We start from the raw sequence: 26,675 nt of genomic DNA, 5'->3' as shown, positions 1-26,675 counted from the left end.
TCCTTGCGGCCTTGCGGCGGGACTGGTGGAAGAGGAGGGCTCAGACGAGGGAGGCGTAGAGCCCGGGGCGGCGGTCGCGCAGGTACGGATTGTTCTCGCGCGAGGCGGCCAGCAGCTCGGGATCGGCCTCGCCGAACACCAGCTCCTCGCCGCGGCCGGCCCGGGTGCGGGTGACCCCGTCGGGGCTCGTCAGGCAGCTGAGTCCGACGAACTCGAACTCGCCTTCCGGACCGGTGCGGTTGACGTACGCGATGTACATCTGGTTCTCGAAGGCCCGTACGGGGACGAGCTGTTCGGCGACGAACTGGAACGGGTGCATCTGCGCGGTCGGCACCAGGAGGAAGTCGGTGCCGGCGAGCGCGTGCGCCCGGACGTTCTCGGGGAACTCCACGTCGTAGCAGATCATGATGCCGATGCGGAGGCCGTTCAGGTCGGCCTGGACGACGGGGGTGTCGCCGGGGGTGAAGGCCTCCTGCTCGAAGCAGCCGAAGAGGTGCGTCTTGCGGTAGTTCGCGAGCCGGGCGCCGTCCGGGCCGACGAGCTGCGCCGCGTTGTAGACGGTGTCGCCGTCCCGCTCGGGGTAGCCGTAGAGGACCGCGATCCCGTGGCGGCGGGCGATGCCGCCGATGACGTGGGCGGACTCGCCGTCGGCGGGCTCGGCGAGACCGGCGATGTCCTCGACCTCGAGGGCGTACCCGGTCAGGAACATCTCCGAGGTCACGAGGAGCCCGGCCCCGCCCTGTGCGGCGCGCGCCGCGGCCTCGTCGAGCGCCTTGAGGTTCTCGGCGGTGTCGCCGAGCCGTCCGGAGCTCTGGAGGAGGGCGGTGCGCAGCGGGGCCATGGACTACCTCTGTGGCAGGAGGGGTGGGGTCCTTAGACGGTACGTTCGCGCGTTCGACCCGGACAAGCCGTGACCGTTGCGCTGCGCGCATCGATTCGTTGCGTGTTCCACCACTTGCCCGGAGATTCGTTGCGCGGGGGCCCCGAGGGGCCGGGCCGGCCCGGTCGGAGCCCCCGCGGTCCGCTCAGGATCCGGTGCGGAAGGCCGGGTGCGCGGCGAGGAAGCGGAGATCGTCGAGGATGTCGGGGGTGTGGTCGCGGACCACGCGGCCGCTCCAGGTGTCGACGAGGGCGGGGGCGGCCGCAGTGCCGTCGAAGTGGTGGTCCGCCGCCTCGTACGCGAGGCGCAGCTCGGTGCGCCCGGGTGCCGCGGTGTCCTCGGCGAGGACGGTGACGCCGACGGAGTCCTCGATGCCCAGCAGGGCGAGGGCCGCCGCCACCTGCCGGGAGCGCGGACAGCCGGCGCAGAGGTACAGGCGGTAGCGGTGCGGGACGGGGGAGAAACCGGTCCCGATGCGGCCGCGCGGGGCGGGGGCCGGACCGGTGCGGGGCGAGGCGGTGTGCGACATGGCTCTCCTGGGGCGGGCGCGGGGTAGTGGCCTGATCAGGGCTGGGTTCCCGGCGGCGCGGGGCGCGCGGTCCGGGTCGCCCGAGTCGGTCCGGGGTGGTTCAGCCCCGCGCGCCGGAAGCGCTGCACACCCGCAGGAGGTCGATGTGCAGGCGACGGGTCAGCCACCGGCGGCGGAGGGTCCGTGTGTCCACCCGTCCCACCCCCGTCCCCGTCCTCGCACGGCCCGTCCCGCGGTCGTTAGGCTTCCCGCGGCGGCCCGCCGGCCGTCGTGGCCGTCCCCGGCAGTCTCGTGGCGGCGCACGGGGCCGTCAAGAAGGCGGTGAGGGCCGGCTTCGCAACCCTACGCACCGAATGGAGCTCCGCACCGATGTCCCCCGAGGCACTCGACGTACTCGACAACCCGGTCTGGGCCGCGCTGACCGGACCGCACCGTGCCTTCGCCGAGCACGGGCCCGCGGGTCTGGCCGCCCGCTATCCGCGGGACGCCAGCCCGTTCGCGGCGCTCGCCGACCCGCGGGACCCCCGTGCGTGGGCGGATCTGGCGGCGCTGGCCGGACCCGGGGAGGGGGTCTGGGTGACCGGGCTGCTGACCCCGCCGCCGGGCTGGGAGACCGTGGCGGCCGTTCCCGGTGTGCAGCTGGACGGCCGGGCGGTACGGGCCGAGGCGGCGCCCGAGGCGGCCCCGCTGGGGCCCGGCGACGTGCCGGAGATGCTGGAGCTGGTCGAGCTGACCAGGCCGGGCCCGTTCATGGACCGGACCGTCGAGCTGGGCACCTACCTGGGGATCCGCCACGAGGGGCGGCTCGTCGCGATGGCCGGGGAGCGGATGCGGCCGACGGGCTGGTCGGAGATCAGCGCCGTGTGCACGCACCCGGACCACCGGGGCCGGGGCCTGGCGGGCCGGCTGATACGGGCGGTCGCCGCAGCGGTGCGCGAGCGCGGGGACAGCCCGTTCCTGCACGCGGCGGCGGAGAACGCGGGGGCGGTGCGGCTCTACGGGTCGATGGGGTTCACCCTGCGGCGCCGGCCGGACTTCCTGGGGCTCCGTACGCCGGCCGGGGAGGTGTGATCCGCAGGCGGTTGGCCTCGGCGGGGTTTCGCGGGGCGTCCAGCGGTCAGACGCGGGACAACCCACGGAAAGGAACTGCCATGACCGACGTCTCAAGGCTGCCCGGCTCCGCGCACCATCACTGGCAGTGGCAGCTGCGCGCGGCCTGCCGGAACCTGGGCCCCGGGCGCTTCTACCATCCGGCGGGCGAGCGGGGCGAGGAACGGGCGGACCGCGACGATGCGGCGAAGCAGGTCTGCGCGGTCTGCCCCGTGCGCGCCGCGTGCCTGGAGCACGCGCTGCGGACCCGTGAGCCCTTCGGGGTCTGGGGCGGGCTGACGGAGGAGGAACGCCGGGCCCTGCTGGGTCCGGCCGGCGCTCACGCCGGTGCGGCCCGCGTGAGCGCCGGGCATCGCTGATCGCTGCCCGCCGGACCCGGTGGGCACGCCCGGTACGGCCTCGGCGCGGCCGGCGGTTCGGCCCCGCCGAGGCCGTACCGGGCTGCCGTTTCCGTCCCGCCGGGAGGTCCTGGGATGCGGGCCCGCCGTTACGGGCCGGGCCTCCGGGACCGCCGTACGGGCCGGGCGTGCGGCCCGGCGCGTGGGGATCCCGTACGGCCCCGCCCGCGTCAACGCGGCTGCGCCCCGGCATCGCATGCCGGGGCGCAGGGGTGTGCGGAACGGCCCCTACGCGGGCGCGCCCGAGGTGAAGCGGCGCAGGAGCGGGGAGAGGACCAGGACGGACTTGGTGCGTTCCACGAAGGGTTCGCCCGCGATGCGCTCCAGTACCCGCTCGAAGTGCCGCATGTCGGAGGCGAAGACCTGGACGAGGGCGTCCGCGTCGCCGGTGACGGTCGACGCGGACACCACCTCGGGGTACCGCTCCAGCCCTCGCCGGATGTCGTCCGGCGAGGTGTTGTGGCGACAGTAGATCTCGATGAAGCCCTCGGTCTCCCAGCCCATCGCGGCGGGGTCCACGCGGACCGTGAAGCCGGTGATGGCGCCTTCGGCCCGCAGCCGGTCCACGCGCCGCTTCACGGCGGGGGCGGAGAGGCCGACCTCGGACCCGATGTCCGCGTAGGAGCGGCGGGCGTCCTCGGCGAGGGCGTGCACGATGCGTTCGTCGAGATCGTTCAGTCGCACTGCGGGTGGATCACTTCTCTGCTGTGGCCAATGTGGAGCGGCGCATGCCGTACAGGAAGTAGAACACGAGGCCCGCGGCCATCCAGCCACCGAAGACGAACCACGTGGCGGTATCGAGGGTGGACATCATGTAGCCGCAGGCGACGACGCCCAGGATCGGGGTGACGGGGAAGAGCGCCACCTTGAACGTGCGCGGCATCTCCGGGCGCGTCCTGCGCAGGATGACGACGGCGACGTTGACGAGGCCGAAGGCGAAGAGGGTGCCGATGCTGGTGGCGTCGGCCAGCTTGCCCAAGGGGATGAAGGACGCGAGGACGCCACAGAAGAGGGAGACGATGACCACGTTGGCGCGGGGCGCGCCGGTCTTCTCGTCGACCTTGGCGAAGACCTTGGGGACCAGGCCGTCGCGGGACATCGCGAAGAGGATGCGGGTCTGGCCGTAGAGGACGGCGAAGACGACCGAGGCGATGGCGACGACGGCGCCTGCGGCGAGGACGACGCCCCAGAAGCTGTGGCCGGAGACGTCGGTCATGATCTGGGCGAGCGCGGCTTCGGTGCCCTCGAAGTCCTTCCAGGGCATGGCGCCGACGGCGACGAAGGCGACGAGCACGTACAGGACGGTGACGATGCCCAGCGAGAGCATGATCGCGCGGGGCAGGTCCCTCTTCGGGTTCTTGGCTTCCTCACCGGCGGTGGAGGCGGCGTCGAAGCCGATGTAGGAGAAGAAGAGGGTGGCGGCGCCGGCACTGATGCCGGTGATGCCGAGCGGGGCGAGCGGGGCGTAGTTGCCGGCCTTGATGCCCATGAAGCCGATGCCGATGAAGAGCAGCAGGGTGACGATCTTCACCGCGACCATGATCGAGTTGATCCGGGCGCTCTCCTTGGCGCCGCGCATCAGGAAGACCATGGCGAGCAGGACGACGACCAGCGCCGGCAGGTTGATCCAGCCGCCGTCGCCCAGCGGGTTCGAGAGCGTCTCGGGGAGGGTGTAGCCGATGGTCCCGTCGAGGAGCTCGTTGAGGTACTGGCCCCAGCCGACGGCGACGGCCGCGACCGACACGGCGTACTCCAGGACCAGGCACCAGCCGCAGATCCAGGCGATGAACTCGCCCATGGTCGCGTACGAGTACGAGTACGAGGATCCGGAGACCGGGACGGATCCGGCCAGCTCGGCGTAGGACAGCGCCGAGAACAGCGCGGTCAGGCCCGCGATGATGAAGGAGATCGTCACGGCGGGGCCGGCCTTGGGGGCGGCGGTGCCGAGGACGACGAAGATGCCGGTGCCCAGGGTCGCGCCGATGCTGATCATCGTCAGCTGCCACATGGTGAGCGAGCGGCGCAGCGAGCCGCCCTCGCCCTGACCTCCCTCGGCGACCAGCTGCTCGACCGGCTTGCGGCGGAGGAGCGGGTGGGCGGCCCTGCGGGGCTCGGTCGAGACGGGTGGCGCCTGGCCGTGGTCGAGCACGAAGGACTCCTTGTTCACTGCGGATGGAGACTGTCAGGCGTCGACCGCAGCGGTCCGGAGCAGGAGCAGGCCTGAGCCTGGGCATGGGGGACCGCCGAGCAGGCGGTCCTCGCCACTCCACGTACAGCGAGTGAGCCTACGAGCTGATGGATACCGCCCGTAATGCACCATCCTTGCACATTGGCGCACGATCGTTGCGCGGATCTGTCCCGGATGGTCCTTTGTTGCGCGCGGATGATCGATCGATGCGCAGCCGGCCCCGAACGCCGTTCTTGACACTCCGTCAGATGTGTCGCAGTGTGCGGCCCGGGCCGGCCCGACCGGCTTTGGTGCGCGCGGCGGCGGTGAACCGGGCCCGGGCGGGGTACTGGTGAACGCGGTGGCGCCGGGGTGCCGCGGGGCCGGGTGTGCCGGGGCGCCGGGGTGCCGGGCGCCGCGGACGTTCGTACCCGACGACCGGAGGCGAAGAGTGAGACCAGCGGAACCGCTGAGCCCTGACGCGCGGTGGCAGGACCCCGGGCCCTTCCTGCGCGGGGTGGCCTGGCTGGACAAGGGGCGCCCGGTACGGGCCGACCCGGCCGACACCATGCGGCTGCCCTGGGACACCGGCGAGCGTGCCACCCTGCCCATCGGGGTCCGGGTGGAGTTCACCACCGAGACCGCGCGGGCGGTGGAGATCCGCTACCGGGCCACAGTTCCCGGCCCCACCGACGCCCTGCGCGACCTCGCGCACGGCTTCGCGCTGTGGGACCGCCGCGGGGTGGTCCGCGAGGTGTTCACCGAACCGGCCGCCGAGGCCGTCGTACGGATCGAACTGCGCGGCGGTACCGGCCCCTTCACCGTCCACCCGCCCGAGACCCAGTCCCCGCTGGTCCTCGGCCTGCGCGGAATAGGCGGACTCCTCGCCCCGCCGCCGCCCGCACCGCGCTGGATCGTGCACGGCGACTCCATCACCGAGGGCTGGTGGTCCACGCGCCCCGCCCACGGCTGGCCCGCGGTCGCCGGCCGGGCGCTGGGCTGGGACACCGTGAACCTCGGCTACGCGGGCGCCGCCCGCGGGGAGCTCGCCACCGCCGAACAGCTCGCCGGTCTGCCCGCCGACGTCATCACCCTCGCCTTCGGCACCAACTGCTGGTCCCGGGTGCCGTTTTCCGCCTCCCTGCTGTACGAGACCACCCGCGTCTTCCTCGACCTGGTCCGCCAGGGGCACCCGCGGACCCCGGTCCTGCTGGTCTCCCCCGTCTTACGGCCCGACGCCGAGCGCACCCCTAACAGGCTGGGCGCCACGCTGGGCGCCCTGCGCGACGCGATGGAGCGCGCCGCGCGGGACCGGATCGCCGCCGGGGACGACCGCCTCGCCGTGCTCCCCGGTCGTGACCTGCTCGGTCCCGAACACCTGGCGGACGGACTGCACCCCAACGACGCCGGACACCAGGTGCTCGGCCTCGCTGTGGCCACGGCTCTGCGGCGGGCCGGGTTCGACGCGGGGTGAGTGAAACAGCCCACACGACTCCGATTGAACGGATCGACCCCGACAGGGCGTGTCCTTCGCACAGTTGCCGACGCACCGGAGACGGGCGGCGGACACGGAGACACCACACGTGGGAGAGATCAAGATGGGCATCAAGCGCGGAACCACCCTGGCCGCCGTGGCAGTCGTCGTCACCCTCACGGCGACGGCCTGCGGCGGGTACGACTTCAAGGCCGGCGACGCGAAGCCGGCCGGGGCCGCGGCCCAGGCTCCCGCATCCGGCTCAGGCGACTACGGCTCCGACTACGGCGCGGGATCCGCCGCCGCCCCGGGAGACGCCGCCGACTCGGGCGGCAAGCCCGCCGGGCAGCTGGCGGCCGCCCAGAACGAACAGATCGGCGCCGTCCTCGCCGACAGCGCCGGCTTCACTCTCTACCGCTTCGACAAGGACACCGCGAAGCCGCCGAAGTCCAACTGCGAGGGCGACTGCGCGAAGACCTGGCCGGTGGTCCCGGCCGGCGACGCCACCGCCGCCGCGGGCATGGACCCGGCGCTGCTGGGCGAGGTCGCCCGCGCCGACGGCAGCAAGCAGCTGACGGTGGCCGGCTGGCCGGTGTACCGCTACAGCAAGGACACCAAGGCCGGCGAGACGAACGGGCAGGGCGTCGGCGGGACCTGGTTCGCCTTCGGCCCCGACGGCAAGAAGGCCGCGAAGGCGGCTGACGCTCCCGCTCCCGCTCCTGCTCCCGCCGGTGCGGGCCAGGTCTCCGGCGCGCTGACCGTGGCCAACGACCCCAAGCTCGGCGACCACATCGTCGACGGGAACGGCATGACCGTCTACCGGTTCAAGAAGGACACGGCGTGGCCGATGGCCTCCAACTGCACCGGCGACTGCGTGGCCAAGTGGCCGGTCGTGCCCCCGGTGGACAAGGCCAACGTCAAGGGCATCGTGGAGAAGGGCTTCTCGGTCCTGGACCGCCCCGACGGCAAGAAGCAGCAGTCGGTCGACTGCTGGCCCATCTACACCTTCACGGGTGACAAGAAGGCCGGCGACGTCAACGGGCAGGGCGTCGGGGGCACCTGGTACGCGGTCTCGCCCGACGGCAAGCTGATCACCACCTCCTGATCACCACCTCCTGATCACCACCCCTGATCACCACCTGCTGACCGCCTTCCAGGTCGCCTCTTCCTCCTGGACCCCTCCCCCGCATCCCGAGCCGCGCGGCCCCCTGCCCCCTCCCCCCGGCAGGCGGGCCGCGCACCGTTTCGCCGCGGCGCACTCGTCCCTAGACTGCGCCGCATGCTGCGCGTACTGGCCGTCGACGACGAGAAGCCGCTCCTGGAGGAGCTCCTCTACCTGTTGCGCTCCGATCCCCGGGTGCGCAGCGCGGAGGGGGCCTCGGACGCGACCGGGGCGCTGCGCCGGATCACCCGGGCGCTGGAGGCCGGCCCGGACGGGGACGACGGCATCGACGTGGTCTTCCTCGACATCCACATGGCCGGGCTGACCGGGCTGGACATCGCCAGGCTGCTCGCCGGGTTCGCGCGGCCGCCGCTGATCGTGTTCGTCACCGCCCACGAGGGTTTCGCCGTACAGGCCTTCGACCTCAAGGCCGTGGACTACGTGCTCAAGCCCGTCCGCCCGGAGCGGCTGGCCGAGGCCGTGCGGCGGGCCTGCGCGCAGCTGGGCCGGGCCACAGAGGCCCCGGCCGCCGCTGCCGAGGGGCCACCGGGAGGCCCGCCCGGCGCCGTGCCGGCCGTGCCGGGCCCGCCCGGCGTACCGGCGGCGCACCGCCCGGCGGCCGAGGTCACCGCCGCGGACCGCACGCCGGAGCAGATCGCCGTCGAACTGGGCGGGGTCACCCGGTTCGTGGCGATCGCCGACATCGCCTATGTCGAGGCCCAGGGCGACTACGCCCGGCTCCACACCGACGGGGGCAGCCACCTGGTCCGGATCCCGCTGTCCACGCTGGAGGAGCGGTGGGCGGCGCGCGGGTTCGTCCGGATCCACCGCCGCCATCTGGTGGCGCTGGCCCGGATCGACGAGCTGAGGCTGGACGCGGGCACCACCAGCGTCCGGGTGGGTTCGGCGGAGCTCCAGGTGAGCCGCAGGCACGCGCGGGGGCTGAGGGACGTCCTGATGCGCCAGGCCACCGGCTGAGCCGACCGGGGACTCCCGGCCGACTGTCGGCCGGCTCCCGGCTTCCGGCTCCCGGCTCCCGGCTCCCGGCTCCCGGCTCCCGGCTCCCGGCTCCCGGCAGCACGTCGGCCGACCGCCCGCCGCACGTCGGCCTTCCGTCGACGGTCCGCAAGTCGACCGCCCGCCGGGCGACAGCGACCGTCCGACGGCGTGGCGGCGCCGTTCGTCGCGCGCCGAGGGGCGTACGGCGATCCGCCGCGGCCGTCGGCCGCACCGCCCGGGTCGACGGCCCACCGGGGTCGCCGCCCCCGCGTATCGTGGATCTTCCGGCGCGGGAGGAGCGAGATGTCCGAAATCCAGGCGCTGCTCGACGCCCTCGCCGCACTGCCCCGCACCCGGCCCACCGGGCCCGCCGAGGCCGAGGAGTTGCTGGCCCGGCTGCGCAGCGCGGCCGCGCGCTGGGCCGACGTCCTGTACGAGGCCGGCGAGGGCGTCCGCGGCCGGCTGCCGCCCCGCGCGGAGGCGGCGCTGACGCTGGCCTTCCGCCGCGCCGAGGAGTCGTACGTGGAGCTGGAGATCGCCCTGCGCGATTGCGCGGAACACCGCGACCCGGCGATCTGAGCCGCCGGGCCCCGCCCGACGGGCCGGGCCCGGCCGGTCCGAATCGGGCCTGTTGCCCTGTCAGGGGGCGTGCGTAGACTCCCGTCACCCTCCCCCGTTGCTTCGCCGGGGGTCCCCCGCCCCTGCCGAAGGACCGCCCGGTGAACCAGACGTACGCGCTGACCGCGGTCACCGTCGTCGTCCTGGTCACGGTCCTGGTCGGCGCCCTGGGCCTGCGGATATCCCGGACCACCTCCGACTTCTACGTCGCCTCCCGCACGGTCGGGCCCCGCCTGAACGCGGCGGCCATCAGCGGGGAGTACCTCTCCGCCGCGTCCTTCCTCGGGGTGGCCGGGCTGGTGCTGCTCCAGGGTCCGGAGATGCTCTGGTACCCCGTGGGCTACACCGCCGGATACCTGGTGCTGCTCGTGCTGGTGGCGGCCCCGCTGCGCCGCTCGGGCGCGTACACGCTGCCGGACTTCGCCGAGGCCCGGCTGGAGTCCCAGGCGGTGCGCCGGATCGCGGTGCTGTTCGTCATCGGGGTCGGCTGGCTGTACCTGCTGCCGCAGCTGCAGGGCGCGGGGCTGACCCTGGAGATCCTGACGGGGGCCCCGCACTGGGTGGGCGGGGTGGTCGTCGCCGTCGTGGTGAGCGCCGCCGTGGCCGCCGGCGGGATGCGCAGCATCACCTTCGTGCAGGCCTTCCAGTACTGGCTCAAGCTCACCGCGCTGCTGATCCCGGCCTTCTTCCTGGTCGCCGCGTGGGCCGGGGACGGCGCACCGCGGGCCTCCTTCGACGCCCCGGCCGTCTTCCGCGAGCACACCGCCGTCACGCTGGCCGAGGACGTACGGCTGTCGGTGGAGGCGCCGCTGACGGTGACGGTGACCGGGCAGGTGGACGGGCGGACGTACGAGGCCGCCCCGGTGACCCTGGCCGCCGGGCAGCACTCCATACGGGCCCGCGCGCGGCTGGAGTTCACCCCGGACACGGCGGTGCCAGGCACCCGGGCCGAGGCGGGGCTCGGGGTGTCCAGCTGGTCGGAGCCGCTGTCCGGGGACCGCCGGGAGTACCGGCTGTACGCGACGTACGGGCTGATCCTGGCCACCTTCCTCGGCACGATGGGTCTGCCGCACGTCGCGGTGCGCTTCTACACCAGCCCCAACGGGCGGGCCGCCCGCCGCACCACGCTGGTCGTGCTCGGGCTGGTCGGGGTCTTCTACCTGCTGCCGCCGGTCTACGGGGCGCTGGGCCGGATCTACGCGCCCGAGCTCGCCCTCACCGGCGACGCGGACGCGGCGGTGCTGGTGCTGCCGGAGCGGATGCTGGGCGGCTTGCTCGGGGAGCTGCTGGGGGCGCTGTTGGCCGGGGGCGCGTTCGCGGCGTTCCTGTCGACGGCCTCGGGGCTGACCATGGCGGTGGCCGGGGTGCTGCACCAGGACCTGCTGTCGGCCCGCGGGGTGCGCAGCTTCCGCTTCGCGGTGCTGGTGGCGATCCTGGTGCCGCTGGCCGGGAGCGTGCCGGCACGCGACGTGCCGGTGGCGGACGCGGTGGGGCTGGCCTTCGCGGTGTCGGCCTCGTCGTTCTGTCCGCTGCTGGTCCTGGGCATCTGGTGGCCCCGGCTGACCCCACCGGGTGCGGTGGCCGGGCTGGTCACGGGCGGCGGGGCGGCGCTGAGCGCGGTACTGGCGACCCGGGGCGGCCTGGCCCCGGCGGGCTGGGTGCACACGCTGCTGGCGTGGCCGGCGGCCTGGTCGGTGCCCCTGGGGTTCCTGACGATGGTGCTGGTGTCGCTGGCCACGCGGTCGAGGATCCCGGCCGGGACGGCGGCCACCCTGGCGCGGCTGCACCTGCCGGAGGACGTGGCCGGGGACCGGACGGCGAGCGCCCGGTGACGGGGGCGGTTCTCGCGCTGCTCGCGGTGGCGGGCGCGGTCCTGCTGCTGGGCGCGGGCTGGGTGGCGGGCCACCGGCACGCCCGGCACGGTGGGCGGGCCGCCGGCCTCGATCTCGGGACCCCCGTGGAGCGGGCCACCTTCCACACCCTGCACACGGCTTCGCTGGCCGCTCCCCCGCTGCGCGCCGGGCTGACCGAGGACGCCGCCCGCAAGGCCGCCCGGCGGCTGCGGTCGCTTCTGGGCACGGAGGCACTGTGCCTGACCGACCGGACGTCGGTGCTGGCCTGGGACGGCCCGGGCGCCGACCACCACGAGCGGCGGGCGATGGCCCGGGTGGCGGTGATGCTGGCGTCGGGGCGCAGCCAGAGCGTGCGGACCGAGTGCCAGCGGCCGGACTGTCCGCTCAAGTGGGCGGTGGTGGCGCCGCTCACGGGCGAGGACGGGATGCTCGGCGCGCTGGTGGCCTACGGGTCGCGGGAATCGGCGGTGCTGGTGCGGGCGGCGACGGAGGTCGCGCGGTGGGTGTCCGTACAGCTGGAGCTCTCCGAACTGGACCGGTCGCGGACCCGTCTGATGGAGGCGGAGATCAAGGCGCTGCGGGCGCAGATCTCCCCGCACTTCATCTTCAACTCCCTCGCCGCGATCGCCTCGTTCGTCCGGACGGATCCCGAGCGGGCCCGGGACCTGCTGCTGGAGTTCGCGGATTTCACCCGGTACTCCTTCCGGCGGCACGGTGATTTCACCACGCTCGCCGAGGAGTTGCGGTCCGTCGAGCAGTATCTGGCGCTGGCCGGGGCCCGGTTCGGGGACCGGCTGAAGGTGACGCTGCAGGTGGCGCCGGAGGTGCTGCCGGTGGCGCTGCCGTTCCTGTGCCTCCAACCGCTGGTGGAGAACGCCGTCAGGCACGGTCTGGAGGACTCCCCGCGGGAGTGCCGGATCACGATCACCGCGCGGGACGCGGGGGCGGAGGCCGTGATCACGGTGGAGGACAACGGGGTGGGAATGGATCCGGCCCTGCTGCGCCGGATCCTGGCCGGAGAGCACCGGGGATCCTCGTCCGGTGTCGGGCTCCCCAATGTCGACGAGCGGATCCGGCAGGTGTACGGGGACGAGTACGGGCCGGTGATCGAGACGGGCGTCGGGGCCGGCATGAAGGTCACCGTGCGGATACCGAAGTACCGTGCGGGTGTGCACAGTTCACCGCCGGGCCAGCCGCCTCACCGGTACTGACGGCGGCGGCCGCGGCCGCGGCATCGTGCGGCCGGCGCGGCGTGACCGGTGCCGGCGCGGTCGCCGCCGATCGGCGGCCCGGCCCCCGGCGGCCGTGGTGCGCGCAGCGCGGGCGCCCGACTCGCCGGACGACGGCGCCAGCCGGTCCGGGGCAGGATCCGGGACGGAGCCGCGGCAGGACGGGCCGCGCCCCCGGAGACGCCCGCGGCCCCCGGGAGCCGTCCGTGGGGACGGGCCCGGGGGCCACGGGAGGAAGCGGGGAGAAGCGGGGGGCTAGTTCCAGCTGGCGTGCAGCGGCTTGCCCTCGGCGTAGCCCGCGGCCGACTGGACGCCGACCACGGCCTTCTCCTCGAACTCGGCGAGGGATCCGGCGCCGGCGTAGGTGCACGAGGACCGGACACCCGCGATGATCGAGTCGATCAGGTCCTCGACGCCCGGGCGGGCCGGGTCGAGGAACATGCGCGAGGTGGAGATGCCCTCCTCGAACAGACCCTTGCGGGCCCGGTCGTAGGCCGACTCCTCGCTCGTACGGTTCTGCACCGCACGCGCGGAGGCCATGCCGAAGGACTCCTTGTACAGGCGCCCGTCGGCGGACTGCTGGAGGTCGCCCGGGGACTCGTACGTACCGGCGAACCAGGAGCCGATCATGACGTTCGACGCACCGGCGGCCAGGGCCATCGCCACGTCGCGCGGGTGACGGACGCCGCCGTCGGCCCACACGTGCTTGCCGAACTTCTTGGCCTCGGCCGCGCACTCCAGCACCGCGGAGAACTGCGGGCGGCCCACGCCGGTCATCATGCGGGTGGTGCACATGGCGCCCGGACCCACACCGACCTTGATGATGTCCGCGCCGGCCTCGATCAGATCGCGCACGCCCTCGGCGGCGACGATGTTTCCGGCCACGATCGGAACCTGCGGGTCCAACGCGCGGACGGCCTTGATCGCGTTGATCATCGACTCCTGGTGGCCGTGCGCCGTATCGATGACGAGCGTGTCCACGCCCGCGTCGAGCAGCTGCTTGGCCTTGGCCACGAAGTCGCCGTTGACGCCGACGGCAGCCGCGATGCGCAGCTTCCCGCCGGAGTCGGTGGCCGGGGTGTACAGGGTCGCGCGCAGCGCGCCCTTGCGGGTGAGGATGCCGACGAGCCTGCCGTCCTTGTCGACGGCCGGGGCCAGCTTGCGGTGGCCGGCGTCGAGCTTGTTGAAGGCCTCGCGCGGGTCGATGTCGGCGTCGATGAGCAGCAGCTCCTTCGACATGACCTCGGAGAGCTGGGTGAAGCGGTCCACGCCGGTGAGGTCGTGGTCGGTGACGACGCCGACCGGGCGGCCCTCGTCGTCGACGACGACGCCGGCGCCGTGGGCGCGCTTGGGCAGCAGGGACAGCGCGTCGGCGACGGTCTGGGCGGGCGCCAGGGTGATCGGGGTGTCGAGCACGAGGTGGCGGGTCTTCACCCAGGAGATGACATCGGTGACGACGTCGATCGGGATGTCCTGCGGGATGACGACGATGCCGCCGCGACGGGCGACCGTCTCGGCCATCCGGCGGCCCGCGATGGCGGTCATGTTCGCCACGACGAGGGGAATGGTGGTGCCGGTGCCGTCGGGCGCGGAAAGGTCGACGCCCTGACGGGAACCGACCGCGGAGCGGCTCGGCACCATGAACACATCGTCGTACGTCAGGTCGTACGGCGGCTTCTGGTCATTGAGGAAACGCACGTGCTGAACATCCCAGTCGATCGGAGGATCCTTCTATGGCCTCGACAGGGCAGCCGAGGAAACGCACGTACTTCATTCTCCCATGGCCCGGCGTCAATGCCGCCTGGGCTGATCGTCCAGGACATACCTGGCCGCGTGGTCTGTTCCTACGGGTCGTGGGTCCCGGGCCGGCGCGGGCTGCGCCGCACGCCGGTGCACCGGACCGCGGCGCCGCGCCAGCGGGAGGACCGACCCGCCGTGCCGGACCGCGGTGAACTCTGCGGCGATGGCCAGGGCCGTCTCCTCGGGGGTCGCGCCGCCCAGGTCGAGGCCGATCGGGGAGCGCAGCCGGTCCAGGGCGGCCTGCGGCACTCCTTCCTCGCGCAGCCGCGCGGCCCGTTCGGCGTGGGTGCGCCGCGATCCCATGGCTCCTACGTAGGCGAGCGGCAGCCGCAGGGCGAGCGCGAGCAGCGGTACGTCGAACTTGGCGTCGTGGGTCAGGACGCACACGGCGGTACGGGAATCCAGCCGGCCCGCGTCCCGTTCCGCGGCCAGGTGCCGGTGCGGCCAGTCCACGACCACCTCGTCGGCGTCGGGGAAGCGGGCCGGGGTCGCGAAGACGGGCCGGGCGTCGCACACGGTGACGCGATGCCCCAGGAAGGCGCCGATCCGCGCCAGGGCGGCGGCGAAGTCGATGGCTCCGTAGACGATCAGCCGGGGCGGTTGCGCGGCCGATTCGACCAGCAGGCTCAACGGCTCCCCGCACAGCCCGTCGGCGGTGCCGAGCTCGACGGTGCCGGTGCGCCCGGCCAGCAGCAGCGCTCTGACCTGCCCGGTCGCGGCCCGGTCCAGCTCCGCGCCGGCGCCCAGGGTGCCCTCGTACGATCCGTCGGCGTGCACCGCGAGTGCCCGGCCCAGCTGGGGCGGGGGGCCGACGACCACCCGGGCCAGCGCGGCCCGCGTCCCGCCGGCGGCGGCGTCGAGCACCGAGCCGAGGACCGGCCGCACGGGGTCGCGCCCGCGCACCGGGGTGACCAGGACGTCCAGGACTCCGCCGCAGGTGAGTCCCACGGCGAAGGCGTCGTCGTCGCTGTAGCCGAAGCGGTGCAGGCCGCCCCGGCCGGATGCGATCGCGTCGAGGCAGAGCTCGTGCACGGCGGACTCCACGCAACCGCCGGAGATGGAGCCGAGCGCGGTGCCCCGGTCGTCGACGGCGAGTGAGGCGCCCGGTCCGCGTGGCGCGCTGCCGCTGACGGACACGACGGTGGCCAGGGCGAATTCCCGGCGCGCGGCGCACCACGCGCGTAGCTCGTCGGCTATGTCGAGCATCAGCGGATGTATTCGCGGCGCGCTGTCTGGCCGGGGATGAGCGGCCGGGGCGGCATGACGGCCGGGGCCGTCGGCCGGGGAACGGGGGGCCGGGCGGCAGCGGACCGGGTGGCGGCCGAGCGGACGGCGGCTGAGCGGACGGTTCCGGTGTACGCGTCGTGCGCCGGGTCGCGCGCGCCCAGGAGTCTCGCGGCGTGGGCGACGCTGGCCAGGGTGGCGTGGTGGTGCCAGCCGCGGAAGGAGCGGCCCTCGAAGTCCCGGATGCCCACGGGTTCGCAGGTCTCGGCGAAGTCGAGGGAGACCCGGTCGGTGAGTTTGGCGAGCAGGAAGAGCTGGGCGAGGGGCCGGTCGCCGATGTTGGTGATCCAGAACTCCGAGGGCAGCAGGGCGGCTTCGGTCCAGGCCCCCAGCAGCAGCAGCGGGGGCGACGGCGCGGGTGCGGGCCGGTCCTCGCCGGGGGTGGCGAGGATGGAGGCCGAGGTCAGCAGGGTCACCGCGCCTTCGGCCCGGCCGTGCCGGGTCCATTCGACGACGCGGCGCTGCGAGCGCAGGGAGTCGATGAGTTCACGGGCGGGCGCGGTGTGGGGGCCCGGCTTGTGGCGCCCGGCGCCGCCGAAGGAGACGGGCAGCGAGCCGTCGACCTTGAAGACGAAGGGGATGTCCTGGAGGGTGAAGGACTCGATGCTCTGCTGGAGGTCGCCGTTGGCGACCTCCATCACCACGGGCCGGCGCTGGAGTTGCCATGTGGCGGCCATCCGCTGGACGGCGTGTACGGCGTCCTGGGCGGGGGTGAGGGAGCGGGCCGTGTCGGGGATGCCGGCCCTGCGGCGGCGCAGGAGTTCGCTGGTCCAGGGCCCGGGAAGGGTGAGGGTCCATTCGACGGGGAAGCTCGCCTCGCTGGAGGCGAGCCAGATCCCGCTGGCCTGCTGGCAGTTGGCGGTGCGGCCGAGCTGGGGGACGAACTGCCGCCCGACGCCGACCGAGCGGTCGCCGGCCTTCTCGATGACCATGGGCTGGAGCACCCAGGCCAGCGGGCGCTGGGTGGTGCGTTCGAGGTGCTGGGCGAGGGAGCGGCGGACCGGGGTCCAGTCCCAGGGGGACTTGCTGATGAACTGCTGAAGGCTCTGCTCGACGGAACTGGCTCCTGTTCCGGCGATGTTACGAATGGTTTTCTTTCCGGTGGTCCGCACCAGGCCGTTCACATAGACGCGGGCCCAGTTTCGCTGGTCCCGCCGGGGTAAGGACTCGAAGAGAAGAGAGATCAGGACGTCGATCAATTCGGAGATTTCCTTCGTGGAATCCTCCGGCAGGACTACGCGAGCCATCTGGGCCTCCCCCGCGACCAGCTAGATCCAATACCCTACTTGACCGCGGAAAACGGCCGTAGGCCCCGGCGGCTACTTCCTGAGGTCGCTGGCAGTATCGAGCCGCTCTTCTTCTACCACGAGTGGGATGGGGATCTGGTTCGCCGCATAGTAGAGCGCGATCAGGAAGTGTGCGACAAGCGTGAGCGATGCGGAGAAGAAGGCGAGGATCACGGTCAGCGGGTAGGCGATGGCGCCGAGGCCGAAACGCACCCGGGTAGCCCGCGCACCCTCCTTGTCGACCTGCTCGTGGAAGAGGTGCCCGACCCGGGTGACGTACCACCAGAAGGCCAGGAAGGCCAAGGCGTAGGCCACGGTGACGAGGCTGTAGAGCACGGCGGCGGCGTTGGCGGAGCCGCCTTCCTCCATGAGGTGCTCGGCGAGGACATTGGTCGTGTACGGAATCACCGACACCACCATCAGCACCAGGAGATTCAGGAACAACAGCGGGCGGTCGACACGCTTGAGGTGACTGAAGATGGTGTGGTGATTCACCCACATCACACCGATAATGAGGAAACTCACCACGTACGCGGCGTAATGCGGCCACTGTTCCCGGACTCCGTGCCAGAAGTCGGATCCCGTTTCTTCCGGAACCTTTAATTCCAGGACGAGGATCGTAATGATGATGGCGAATACACCATCACTGAATGCCTCGACCCGTCCGGTTTCGCGTTCCATGGCCTCCCCTTCAACCCTGCATATATCTACGACTGCGCATACGGGGAGGGCGCTCATCCCCCGCCCTCCCCGCACACGCTACCCAGATTTCTGCTGTCAGCCGCCGAACCCGGCGGTCTGCCGCCAGATTCGGCCATCGCGGACGACAAGTGTCCCGAACGCATGCTCCGGTTCACCGTTCAGATTCATGATCGCCCGGTAGAAGATGGTGTCGTCCGTCTCGATGTACTCCTGGAGTTCCACCAGGGTCGGCTTCACGGTGAGGTAGCCGGTGAACGTCTCGCGAACGGCGTCGATGCCCTCCGAGACGCCCTCGAAGCGCAACAGCACCGCGTCGTCGGTGTAGTTCTTCATGACCGCCTCGATGTCCAGCGCGGCCAGCGCTTCCATCTGGCGGACGAACACCGGGTGCAGCGTGGAGATGTCGTACTTGGCCATGTCGACTCCGTTCTTTCAACTGGTGGACGAACTGCTGGAGGAGCTGGTCGGGAAACCGGTCGGGGAACTGGTCGGGGAGCTGGTCGGGGTGGATGCTTCGGCAGGTGGGACGCAGGACCGGGCGTTCCCGGCGAACGGCAGCCGCACGACCATCCGGGTCTCGCCCGGACGCGAGCGGGCCGTGATCGACCCGTGGTGGCGCTGGGTCACGATGCGGTAGCTGAGGTGCAGCCCCAGCCCCGTGCCCTTGCCCACGTCCTTGGTCGTGTAGAAGGGCTCGAAGATCCGCGGCAGGGATTCCTCCGGGATGCCGCGGCCCGTGTCGGTGATCTCCACGACCATGCAGACGCCTTCGGCCCGGGCGCGCAGCGTGAGCACGCCGGCCCCTTCCATGGCTTCGGCGGCGTTGTCGACCAGGTTGGTCCACACCTGGTTCAACTCACCGGGATAGCCCGTCAGTTCGGGCAGGTCCGGCTCGTAGGCGCGCACGATGCTGATCCCGGCCAGCTTGGCGCGCAGCACGACCAGGGTGTTCTCCAGTCCGTCGGTCACCGGGAAGCGCTGCTCGGGCGCGCGGTCGAGATTGGCGTAATCCCGGGTGGCGGAGACGAGCTGGGAGATGCGCGGGCCGGCCGCCCGGAGCTCCGCGGCGAGCGAGCGGATCTCCAGCAGCGCCGCCAGGTGGTCCAGGGCGGCGGCGAGGGCCGGCTCGCCGACGCCCTCCAGCCGCTCCAGCAGCCAGCCCAGCTCCAGCCCGAGGTCCGCGACCCCGGAGCCGAGCAGGCCGGGGCGTTCGGTGCCCGCCTCCTCGGCCCAGTCGGCGATCTCCTCCTCGGCGTCGGCCTGGGCGAGCGGGTCGGTGATCTCCGGCGGCGGCAGCTTGTCCAGTTCCCCGGCGAGCCGGTCGAACACGGAGCGCTCCGTACCGGTGGCGGCCGCGCCCCAGGCCTGCGCGGTGCGGGTGAGCCGGTCCAGGGCGGGGGCCAGCTCCTGCGCGGCCCGGGCGACGGCGGCCGCCGGGTTGTTCAGCTCGTGGGCCAGTCCTGCGGCGAGGGTGCCGAGCGCCTCCACGGTGGCCCGCTTGCGGGCCTGCACCTCGGAGGACTTGATCCGCCAGGCCAGTACGGGGATCAGTACGGCGGCCACCCCGTGGCAGCGGGTCAGCATCTCGAAGAAGACCGGCTTCGCATAGGCCACGACGGTGGTCGACGGCCCGCTCGCCGCCGCGGTGGCCACGTAGGAGCCCTCCGTCAGCAGCGGCAGTTCGCCGGTGAACCGGTGGGCGGCAGACGGTTTGCCGTCGTGCTCCTCGGCGGCGGCGCCCGCCTCCTCGGTGGAGTGCCGGGTGAGCACCTCCTCCCGGCCGTCGACGACCTTGGTGACGACCAGCCCGCCCGAGAGCAGCACGTGGAAGCCGGTCGCCTCCTCCCCGTCCCGGAAGAGCACCTCGCCGTCGTCGAGGACCCGGGGCTCGGAGACCGAGACGAGCCAGTCCAGCTGGTCCTCGGTGATCCCCGCGAAGATCTCCAGCCCGCGCAGCGCGGACCTCAGCTCCAGGGCGTTCACGCGGTGCTCCCCTCGGACCGGGTGCGGGCGGCCATCCGCAGCGTGACCAGCAGGGCGAGCGCGCACACTCCGGCGACGGCGGCCATGAACCCGACCGAGGTGCGGTGCAGCCCGTGGATGTTGGTGAGCATCCCGGCGAGGACCGCCGGGACGCTCATCGCGAGGTATGCGAAAACGTATACGGCGGCGGTCAGTTCGCCGCGGTGCGCCGGGTCCGCGAGCGCGCTCAGCGCCCGGAAGGAGCCGAGGAAGGCGGCGCCCCAGCCGCTGCCGAGGACCGCCGTGGCCACGAGGAACACCGTGGCCGAGCCGAGGCCCAGCGCGAGCAGGACCAGGGCGAGCCCGGCGAGCAGTCCGCACAGCCCGAGCACGGCGGTGCGCAGGGCCTCGGTGCGGCCCAGCATCAGCTGGGCCACGGTGGCGGCGCCCGCGAGGAGCGCGACCGTGGCCCCGCCGACGAGGTAGTTGGTGGACTCCAGGAGCGAGAGGGCCAGGTGCGGGCCGAGCGAGAGGTAGAAGCCCCCCACGGACCAGACGGCGACGATGGTCAGGACGAGGACGGCGAACCGGCCGCGGGCGCCGGCCGGCACGTGGATCCGGTGCGGGACCACCCGGAAGCGGCCCCCCGCCCCCGGCGCGCTCTCGCGCATCCGTGCCACGCCCACCAAGGTCACGGCGAAGGCCCCGACCAGCATCAGGTAGCTCAGTACGGTCGGGGCGGGCGCGTACTGGACGAGGAGGCCGGCGCCGATCCCGCCGAGCCCGATCCCCACGGTCGGCCCGGCGCTGTTGACCTGGGCGCCGAGCGCGGGCCGGGACGCGGGGCTGAGTTCCAGCAGGGCCGCGCCCATCGCCCCGGTGGCCAGGCCCACGGCGAGCCCCTGCACGGCGCGGGCGGCGAGCAGCAGCCCGAGCCCCTGGGCCGAGGCGAACAGAACCATCGAGACGATCGCGAGGAGCAGCCCGGCGGCCAGTACCGGGCGCCGGCCGAGGGTGTCGGACAGGGACCCGAACAGCAGGAGCCCGGCGAGCACGGTGACCGCGTACAGCGCGAACACCACCGTGATCACCCCGGAGGACAGGTCCCACTTCTCCTGGTAGAGCACGTAGAGGGCGGAGGGTACGGAGGAGGAGAGCATCAGAAGGACGAGGACCGCACCCACCACCCAGAACCCGGAACCTCTGGGCACGCCGGCCGCCGCTGCGGCCGGGTGCACGCCGACTCCCGTGGTCGTCTTGGACATGTCGGCCACTGCTTGCTCAACTCCCCCGTGATGGACCCCGCGTGGGACCAGTGATGACGGTCAGGCGAGGGCCTGGGCCCTTGCCAGCGCGCGGGCCGTGAGCACCCCCGCGAGGTGGCCGAGGTACTCGGCCGAGGTGCCGCGCCCGGGCACGAAGAGCTCCCGGGGCTCGGCACGGAACGCCGCGAGCACGGCGTCCGTGGTGTACGGGCCCCCGCGCAGCCGGTCCTCGACCCCGCGCAGGCGCAGCGGGCGGGCGGTGGCTCCGGTGACGGCGATGCGCGGTCCGCCGGGGGTGATCCGTACGGCCGTGGCGCACACCGGGTAGCGGGTGGCGCGGTCCGCGGTCTTCTCGAAGGCGGCGGCCGGTCCGGCGGCGGGCACCAGCAGGGCGGTGACGACCGTGCCGGCGGGTGCGCCGTCGGCCGCGAACCGCTCGGCGGGTACGGTCGACCGCCCGCCCGGACCGGCCAGCTCGACTTCGGCGTCGGCGGCGATGGCGGCGACCGGCAGGTCGGTGGCCCGCCCGCCGGCGGCGAGGTTGCCGCCGGCGGTGCCGAGGTTGCGGACCTGGGGGTCGCCGTTGGCGCGGGCCGCGGCGGCCAGTTCCGGTGCCCCGGCGAGCACCAGCGGGTCGGCGGAGAGCTCGGCGAGCGTGGTCAGGGCTCCGATCCGCAGCCGCGGGCCGCCGGGGGTGCGCGTGATGCCCCGCAGCTCCTCCAGCCGCCGGATGTCGACCAGCAGCCCGGCGCGGACGGTGCCCGCGCGCAGATCGGGCAGCAGGCTCTGGCCCCCGGCCAGTACCCGGGCGTTGCGCGTCGCGGACAGCAGGGTCAGCGCCTCGTCGAGGCCTGCGGGCCGGACGTAGTCGAACTCGGTGAGGATCACTGGGATTCCCCTCTCAGGCGGCGCCAGACCTTCTCGGGGGTGAGCGGCATGTCGATGTGCCGGACGCCCAGGTCGCCGAGGGCGTCGACGACGGCGTTGACGACGGCCGCGGCGGGCGGGACGGTGGCGATCTCGCCGGCGCCCTTGGCGCCGAGCGGGTTGTGCGGGCTGGGCGTGCACGTCTTGTCGAGGGCGAAGAACGGCGCGTCGGCGGCCCGCGGCAGGGCGTAGTGGCCCAGGTCCGAGCTGACGAGCAGCCCGTTCTCGTCGTACTCGGCGGCCTCCATGAGGGCCTGGCCCAGGCCGTGCACGATGCTGCCCTCGATCTGGCCGAGGACCACCTTCGGGTTGCCGATGTTCCCGGCGTCGTCGACGGCGGTGTAGGCGACGACCTCGGTCTCGCCGGTCAGCTCGTCCACCTCGACGACCGCGACGTGGGTGCCGAAGGGGAAGTTGAAGTCCGGCGGGTCGAAATGGGTGGTCTCGTCGAGCGCGGGCTCGATCTCCGGCGGCAGCCCCCAGCCGTACCACATGGCCATTGCCAGCTCGGCGAAGGTCTTGGCGTTCTGCGCGTTGCCCTCCTCGTAGACCTTGCCTCCCTCGTAGACGACCTTGTCCTCGGGGACGCCCAGGAAGACGGCGCCGGCCCGGACGAGCTTGGCCTTGATCTTGCGGGCGGTGAGCGCGACGGCGGGGGCGGCCATGCTGTAGGAGCGGGAACCGTAGGTGCCCTGCCCGTACGGGGCCTTCTGCGTGTCCCCCTCGTGGACCTGGACCTGCTCCGGGTCGATGCCGAGCTCCTCGGCGGCGACCTGTGCGAAGACGGTTCCGTGGCTCTGGCCGGTGGAGGCGGAGCCGACGGTCACGGTGACCTCGCCGGTCGGGTGGACGCGGATGTTCGCGCTCTCCCAGGTGCCGCCGAGCATGCCCTCCTGGGACATCCGGGTGGAGGGCCCGACACCGCAGACCGCGACGTAGGTGGCGAGGCCGACGCCCAGGCGCTTGCCGCGGGTGCGGGCCTCGGCCTTGCGGGCGGGCATGTCGGCGTAGCCGGACAGCTCGATGGCCCGGTCGAAGTTCAGCCGGTAGTTCCCGGAGTCGTAGGTCCAGCCGAGGCCGTTGTCGTACGGGAACTTCTCCGCCGGCACCAGGTTCTTGCGCCGCACCGCCGCCGGGTCCATGCCGATCTCGGAGGCGTACCGGTCGACCAGGCGCTCCATGAGGAAGGCGGCCTCGGCGCGCCCGCTGCCGCGCTGGGCGCCGAGCGGGACGGTGTTGGTGAAGGCGGCGTAGACCTCGCAGAAGGCGGCGTCGATGTCGTACATCCCGCTGATGGAGCGGCCCATCAGGGCGGTGGCGACACCGGGGCCGATCGTCGAGGGGTACGCGCCGAGGTTGGCGTAGCTGGTGCAGCGCACGGCGGTGATGCGGCCGTCGCGGGTACCGGCGAGGGTGACGTGCTGGCGGTGGTCGCGGCCCTGGACCGTGGAGGTCATCAGACCGGTGCGGGTGTCCACCCACTTCACGGGCCGGCCGAGCGCCTTGGACATGAGCAGCACCAGTGGCATGTCGGGGTACAGGTACCCCTTGGTGCCGAAGCTGCCGCCGACGGTCGGGGCGATCACCCGTAGTTTGTTGAAGGGGATGCCGAGGACCAGCGCGGAGAGCAGGAAGCGGTGGTTGTGCGGGCCCTGGGTGGAGGCGTAGAGCGTGTACTCACCGGTGGCGGCGTCGTAGTCGCCGACCGCTCCGCGCGGCTCGATGGGGCTGTTGATGGTGCGCTGGTTCACGAGGTCGAGCTCGACGGTGACCTCGGCTTCGGCGATGGCCGCGTCGGTGCGGTCCTTGTCTCCGCAGGTCCAGTACGCGTTCAGGTTGCCCGGGACGGCTTCGTGCAGCTGGGACGCGCCCTCGGCGAGCGCCTCGTCGGCCCGGGTGACCACGGGCAGCGGCTCGTACTCGACGGCGATGGCGGCGAGCGCGGCGGCGGCCTGGCGCGGGGTTTCGGCGACGACGACGGCGATGGGGTCGCCGACGTGCCGGACGGTGTCGCCGGTCAGGACCGGACGGGCGCCGGGAAGGCCGTACGGGTGGGGCGGGAAGTGGCTCTCGACCCCGCCGGGTATCCAGATGCACGGCAGCGGCATGACGTCGGTGAAGTCGGCGGCGGTGGCCACCTTCAGCACGCCGGGCAGCTGCTCCGCGGCCTTGGTCTCGATGGAGAGGATCTTCGCGTGGGCGACCGGGCTTCCCAGGATGGCCATGTGGGCCGTACCCGGCAGGTCGATGTCCCCGACGTACGTGGCCTCGCCGCGCAGGAGCTGCGGGTCCTCGCGGCTGTCCAGGGGCTCGCCGAGGATGCCGTTGCCCTGCTGGGCGCTCTCCCCCGTCACTGTGGTCATGTTCCTCACGCCTCCTGTCCGGCGGTGGAGCCGGCGGGCGCTTCGGCGCGGGCGGCCGCACAGGCCCGCTGCACTCCGCGCACGACGCTGTGGTAGCCGGTGCAGCGGCACAGGTTGCCGGTGAGCCACTCACGGATCTCGGGCTCCGTGGGGGCCTCGCCGCCGGCGGTGTTGCCGACCAGCTCGCCGAGGGCCATGACCATGCCGGGGGTGCAGAACCCGCACTGGGTGCCGTGCTCCTGGCGCAGGGCCTCCTGGAGCCCGGTCAGTTCGCCGCCGGCGGTGGTGACGCCCTCGATGGTGGCCACCTCGGAGCCGGCGGCCGAGGCGGTGAGGATCAGGCAGCTCTTGACCGACCTGCCGTCGAGCCGGATGACGCAGGAGCCGCACTGGCCGGTGTCGCAGCCGACTTTGGTGCCGGTGAGTCCGAGGCCGTCCCGGAGCCTTTCCACGAGCAGTTCGTTCGGCTGCGCCGAGAACTGCTCGGGTCTTCCGTTCACGTTCAGTGTGATATCCATGCCAGCGCCTGCGCTTCCGTGAGCGGCCGGTTGAAGAGGGGCCCGCCGGGCTGCTGGAGAATTCCCCCGGAGTGCAGCGGGCCGGTATCGACGGGCGCGAATCCCAGATCCGTGATGATTCCCGCGACGATTTCCTTCGCTTTCCCGTCGTCGCCCGCCGTGAAATGCGCCAGGCGCTCACCGGCAGCGGCGCCGGCGACTGCGAGAGTTTCGAAATGCATGGTGTTGAGGGATTTCACGACCAGCGCGCCGGGATACCACTCGGCGACCAGGTCGCTGGAGCCGCGGCCGCCGAGGTCGGCGGGGGCGCCGGGGCCGCTGAACGCGTTCGTGGCGTCCACCAGCACCTTGTCCTGCACGACGTGAGGCGGAAGCAGTCCCCGCACGCTGTCGAACGGCACCATCAGCACCAGGAGTTCGGCCTGTCCGGCGGCCTTGGCGGGGTGCGCCGCCGAGGCCGCCGGGCCGAGTTCGGCCACGAGCGGGCCGAGGGTCTGCGGGCCCCGGGCGTTGGCCAGCACGACCTCGTGGCCCGCGGCCACCAGGATCCGTGCGAGGACCGTGCCGATCCGTCCGGTGCCGATGATGCCTGTCCGCATGTGACGCTCCTCGATCGCTGGATTCCGCGCGGCCCGCGGGGTCAGTCCATGCCGATCCAGACCGATTTGGTCTGGGTGTAGCTCTCCAGCGACTCGGGTCCGCACTCGCGGCCGTAGCCGGAGGCCTTGTAGCCGCCGTAGGGGACGGAGGGGTCGTACTGGTTGTAGCAATTGACCCAGACCGTGCCCGCCTTGATCTGCGAGGCGACGCGGTGGGCGCGCCGCAGGTCCTTGGTGTGGACGCCGGCGGCGAGGCCGTACGCGCTGTCGTTGGCGATGCGCACGGCGTCCTCCTCGGTGTCGAAGGGGATGATCGACAGGACCGGTCCGAAGATCTCCTCCTGGGCGATCCGCATCCCGTTGTCGACGCCGGTGAAGACGGTCGGCAGGAAGTACAGGCCGGCCGAGAGCTCGCTGGATGCGCCCTCGGGGGTCCATCCGGTGCCGCCGGTGCGCAGGACGGCGCCTTCCTTCTCGCCGATCTCGATGTACGAGCTGACCTTGTCGAACTGGCCGCGGTGGGCCAGCGGCCCGAACAGCGTGGCGGGGTCGCGCGGGTCGCCCGGCTTGAGGGCGGCGGCCCGGCGGACCAGGCGTTCGACCATCTCGTCGTGGATGGGCCGGTGCAGGAGCAGACGGGAGCCGGCGGTGCAGATCTCGCCCTTGTTGTAGTAGATGCCGAAGAAGGCGAGTTCCTCGGCGGCGTCGAGGTCGGCGTCGGCGAAGACGATGTTGGCGGACTTGCCGCCGAGTTCCATCGTCACCTTCTTCAGGGTGCCGGCCGCCTTGCGGATGATGGACTGGCCGACCACGGTGGAGCCGGTGAAGGCGATCTTGTCGATGTCCGGGTGGTCGGTGAGGGTCTCCCCCAGTTCCACCCCGGGACCGGTGATCACGTTCAGCACGCCGTCCGGGATCTCCGCCTCCTGGAAGAGCTCGGCGATCTTCAGGGCGGTGAGCGGAGTGGCCGGGGAGGGCTTGTGGACGACCGTGTTCCCCGCCGCCAGCGCCGGTGCGATCTTCGTCATCGACAGCAGCAGCGGGAAGTTGAACGGGGTGATGGCGCACACCACGCCCAGCGGCTCGCGCAGGGTGTAGGCCAGCTGCCCGCCGGCCGGCGCCCGCGAGGAGCCGTCGACGCGGGTCACCGCACCGGCGTAGTAGTGCATGAGCTGGGCGGCCATGGGGGCGTCGACCGTGCTGGAGAAGGCGAACGGCTTGCCCATGTCCACGGTCTCCAGCAGGGCGATCTCCTCCAGGTCGCGCTCGATGAGCTCACCGACCCGGTTCAGCCTGAGCGCGCGCTCCTGCGCGGACAGTCTGCTCCACGGACCTTCCTCGTACGCCTTGCGGGCGGCGGCGACGGCCGCGTCCGCGTCGGCTGCGGTGGCCTGGGCCACCGGCACGATCTCCTGGCCGTCCACAGGGCTGATGTCCGGTTCGGTACGGCCGTCCCGGGCGGGGACCCACGTGCCGCCGATGAACAGCTTCCCGGGGTTGGCCAAGGGTTGGTCGCTGAGCGCGCGCTTGGTCATGGCTGCCTTCCGGTG

Annotated in this window: 24 protein-coding genes; 8 read left to right on the top strand and 16 right to left on the bottom strand. The window is 72.8% G+C overall.

The window, feature by feature from the left end:
• Window positions 1-40: 40 nt before the first annotated feature.
• Together ACFCZ1_RS26445 and ACFCZ1_RS26440 are read right to left on the bottom strand one after the other, a co-directional pair.
• Window positions 41-841 carry a carbon-nitrogen hydrolase family protein gene (locus ACFCZ1_RS26445; RefSeq protein WP_376680749.1) on the bottom strand — a complete coding sequence of 267 codons (801 nt, stop codon included), beginning with the start codon at window positions 839-841 and terminating at the stop codon, window positions 41-43.
• Window positions 842-1,025: 184 nt separating this feature from the next.
• Window positions 1,026-1,409: a hypothetical protein gene (locus ACFCZ1_RS26440; RefSeq protein WP_376680748.1), complete on the bottom strand. Its 384-nt coding sequence runs from the start codon at window positions 1,407-1,409 to the stop codon at window positions 1,026-1,028.
• A gap of 369 nt (window positions 1,410-1,778) precedes the next feature.
• Between ACFCZ1_RS26440 and ACFCZ1_RS26435 the strand changes: the two genes are divergently transcribed.
• Window positions 1,779-2,480 (top strand): GNAT family N-acetyltransferase, encoded by a 702-nt coding sequence (locus ACFCZ1_RS26435; protein WP_376680747.1) that lies wholly within the window; start codon window positions 1,779-1,781, stop codon window positions 2,478-2,480.
• 80 nt (window positions 2,481-2,560) lie between these two features.
• Entirely contained in the window at window positions 2,561-2,878 is a 318-nt protein-coding gene (locus tag ACFCZ1_RS26430; RefSeq protein ID WP_376680746.1) for a WhiB family transcriptional regulator, read from the top strand.
• 267 nt (window positions 2,879-3,145) lie between these two features.
• Here ACFCZ1_RS26430 and ACFCZ1_RS26425 read toward each other — a convergent pair whose 3' ends face one another.
• Both ACFCZ1_RS26425 and ACFCZ1_RS26420 read right to left on the bottom strand, forming a co-directional pair.
• A complete protein-coding gene (locus ACFCZ1_RS26425; RefSeq protein WP_007262967.1) occupies window positions 3,146-3,601 on the bottom strand; it encodes an Lrp/AsnC family transcriptional regulator in 456 nt (151 codons plus the stop codon).
• 10 nt (window positions 3,602-3,611) lie between these two features.
• On the bottom strand, window positions 3,612-5,066 hold the full coding sequence (locus ACFCZ1_RS26420) for an amino acid transporter (protein WP_376680745.1): 1,455 nt from the start codon (window positions 5,064-5,066) through the stop codon (window positions 3,612-3,614).
• Between the two features lie 469 nt (window positions 5,067-5,535).
• Here ACFCZ1_RS26420 and ACFCZ1_RS26415 point away from each other — a divergent pair, with 469 nt between their 5' ends.
• The 6 genes from ACFCZ1_RS26415 to ACFCZ1_RS26390 all read left to right on the top strand — a co-directional run bounded on the left by ACFCZ1_RS26415 (window position 5,536) and on the right by ACFCZ1_RS26390 (window position 12,401).
• On the top strand, window positions 5,536-6,558 hold the full coding sequence (locus ACFCZ1_RS26415; RefSeq protein ID WP_376680744.1) for a GDSL-type esterase/lipase family protein: 1,023 nt from the start codon (window positions 5,536-5,538) through the stop codon (window positions 6,556-6,558).
• A 124-nt stretch (window positions 6,559-6,682) separates the two neighbouring features.
• Complete coding sequence (locus ACFCZ1_RS26410) at window positions 6,683-7,663, top strand: SCO0930 family lipoprotein (protein ID WP_376680788.1); 981 nt, start codon at window positions 6,683-6,685, stop codon at window positions 7,661-7,663.
• A gap of 174 nt (window positions 7,664-7,837) precedes the next feature.
• Complete coding sequence (locus tag ACFCZ1_RS26405; protein WP_376680743.1) at window positions 7,838-8,698, top strand: LytR/AlgR family response regulator transcription factor; 861 nt, start codon at window positions 7,838-7,840, stop codon at window positions 8,696-8,698.
• 324 nt (window positions 8,699-9,022) lie between these two features.
• Window positions 9,023-9,298 (top strand): hypothetical protein, encoded by a 276-nt coding sequence (locus ACFCZ1_RS26400; RefSeq protein WP_376680742.1) that lies wholly within the window; start codon window positions 9,023-9,025, stop codon window positions 9,296-9,298.
• Window positions 9,299-9,438: 140 nt separating this feature from the next.
• Window positions 9,439-11,169 carry a cation acetate symporter gene (locus tag ACFCZ1_RS26395; RefSeq protein ID WP_376680741.1) on the top strand — a complete coding sequence of 577 codons (1,731 nt, stop codon included), beginning with the start codon at window positions 9,439-9,441 and terminating at the stop codon, window positions 11,167-11,169.
• On the top strand, window positions 11,166-12,401 hold the full coding sequence (locus ACFCZ1_RS26390) for a sensor histidine kinase (protein WP_376680740.1): 1,236 nt from the start codon (window positions 11,166-11,168) through the stop codon (window positions 12,399-12,401). Before ACFCZ1_RS26395 ends, ACFCZ1_RS26390 begins: the two co-directional genes overlap by 4 nt.
• A gap of 273 nt (window positions 12,402-12,674) precedes the next feature.
• On the opposite strand, the gene ACFCZ1_RS26385 is transcribed toward ACFCZ1_RS26390, so the two are convergent.
• From ACFCZ1_RS26385 to ACFCZ1_RS26330, 12 genes are all read right to left on the bottom strand, one after another.
• Window positions 12,675-14,138, bottom strand: a complete 1,464-nt coding sequence (locus ACFCZ1_RS26385) for a GuaB1 family IMP dehydrogenase-related protein (RefSeq protein ID WP_376680787.1) — start codon at window positions 14,136-14,138, stop codon at window positions 12,675-12,677.
• A gap of 72 nt (window positions 14,139-14,210) precedes the next feature.
• Entirely contained in the window at window positions 14,211-15,425 is a 1,215-nt protein-coding gene (locus tag ACFCZ1_RS26380; RefSeq protein ID WP_376680739.1) for an XdhC family protein, read from the bottom strand.
• Window positions 15,425-16,750, bottom strand: a complete 1,326-nt coding sequence (locus ACFCZ1_RS26375) for an IS701 family transposase (RefSeq protein WP_376680738.1) — start codon at window positions 16,748-16,750, stop codon at window positions 15,425-15,427. Before ACFCZ1_RS26375 ends, ACFCZ1_RS26380 begins: the two co-directional genes overlap by 1 nt.
• A gap of 72 nt (window positions 16,751-16,822) precedes the next feature.
• Window positions 16,823-17,470, bottom strand: coding sequence for a TMEM175 family protein (locus tag ACFCZ1_RS26370; protein ID WP_376680737.1), 648 nt, complete (start codon window positions 17,468-17,470; stop codon window positions 16,823-16,825).
• 96 nt (window positions 17,471-17,566) lie between these two features.
• Complete coding sequence (locus ACFCZ1_RS26365) at window positions 17,567-17,908, bottom strand: nuclear transport factor 2 family protein (protein WP_376680736.1); 342 nt, start codon at window positions 17,906-17,908, stop codon at window positions 17,567-17,569.
• 15 nt (window positions 17,909-17,923) lie between these two features.
• Entirely contained in the window at window positions 17,924-19,474 is a 1,551-nt protein-coding gene (locus ACFCZ1_RS26360) for an ATP-binding protein (RefSeq protein ID WP_376680735.1), read from the bottom strand.
• A complete protein-coding gene (locus ACFCZ1_RS26355; RefSeq protein ID WP_376680734.1) occupies window positions 19,471-20,718 on the bottom strand; it encodes an MFS transporter in 1,248 nt (415 codons plus the stop codon). Before ACFCZ1_RS26355 ends, ACFCZ1_RS26360 begins: the two co-directional genes overlap by 4 nt.
• A 60-nt stretch (window positions 20,719-20,778) precedes the next feature.
• Window positions 20,779-21,606, bottom strand: a complete 828-nt coding sequence (locus tag ACFCZ1_RS26350) for an FAD binding domain-containing protein (RefSeq protein ID WP_376680733.1) — start codon at window positions 21,604-21,606, stop codon at window positions 20,779-20,781.
• Window positions 21,603-24,008 carry a xanthine dehydrogenase family protein molybdopterin-binding subunit gene (locus ACFCZ1_RS26345; protein ID WP_376680732.1) on the bottom strand — a complete coding sequence of 802 codons (2,406 nt, stop codon included), beginning with the start codon at window positions 24,006-24,008 and terminating at the stop codon, window positions 21,603-21,605. Before ACFCZ1_RS26345 ends, ACFCZ1_RS26350 begins: the two co-directional genes overlap by 4 nt.
• Window positions 24,009-24,013: 5 nt before the next feature.
• Entirely contained in the window at window positions 24,014-24,514 is a 501-nt protein-coding gene (locus ACFCZ1_RS26340; RefSeq protein ID WP_376680786.1) for a (2Fe-2S)-binding protein, read from the bottom strand.
• Window positions 24,511-25,230 carry an NADPH-dependent F420 reductase gene (locus tag ACFCZ1_RS26335; RefSeq protein WP_376680731.1) on the bottom strand — a complete coding sequence of 240 codons (720 nt, stop codon included), beginning with the start codon at window positions 25,228-25,230 and terminating at the stop codon, window positions 24,511-24,513. The genes ACFCZ1_RS26340 and ACFCZ1_RS26335 overlap by 4 nt, the downstream gene beginning before the upstream one ends.
• Window positions 25,167-26,660, bottom strand: coding sequence for an aldehyde dehydrogenase family protein (locus tag ACFCZ1_RS26330; RefSeq protein WP_376680730.1), 1,494 nt, complete (start codon window positions 26,658-26,660; stop codon window positions 25,167-25,169). Before ACFCZ1_RS26330 ends, ACFCZ1_RS26335 begins: the two co-directional genes overlap by 64 nt.
• Between the last annotated feature and the right edge of the window lie 15 nt (window positions 26,661-26,675).

The organism is Streptomyces sp. NPDC056224, assembly GCF_042267665.1.
Classification (GTDB): Bacteria; Actinomycetota; Actinomycetes; order Streptomycetales; family Streptomycetaceae; genus Streptomyces.
Note: the sequence above shows the minus strand (reverse complement) of the source record. Positions and strands in the feature narration are given on the sequence as shown.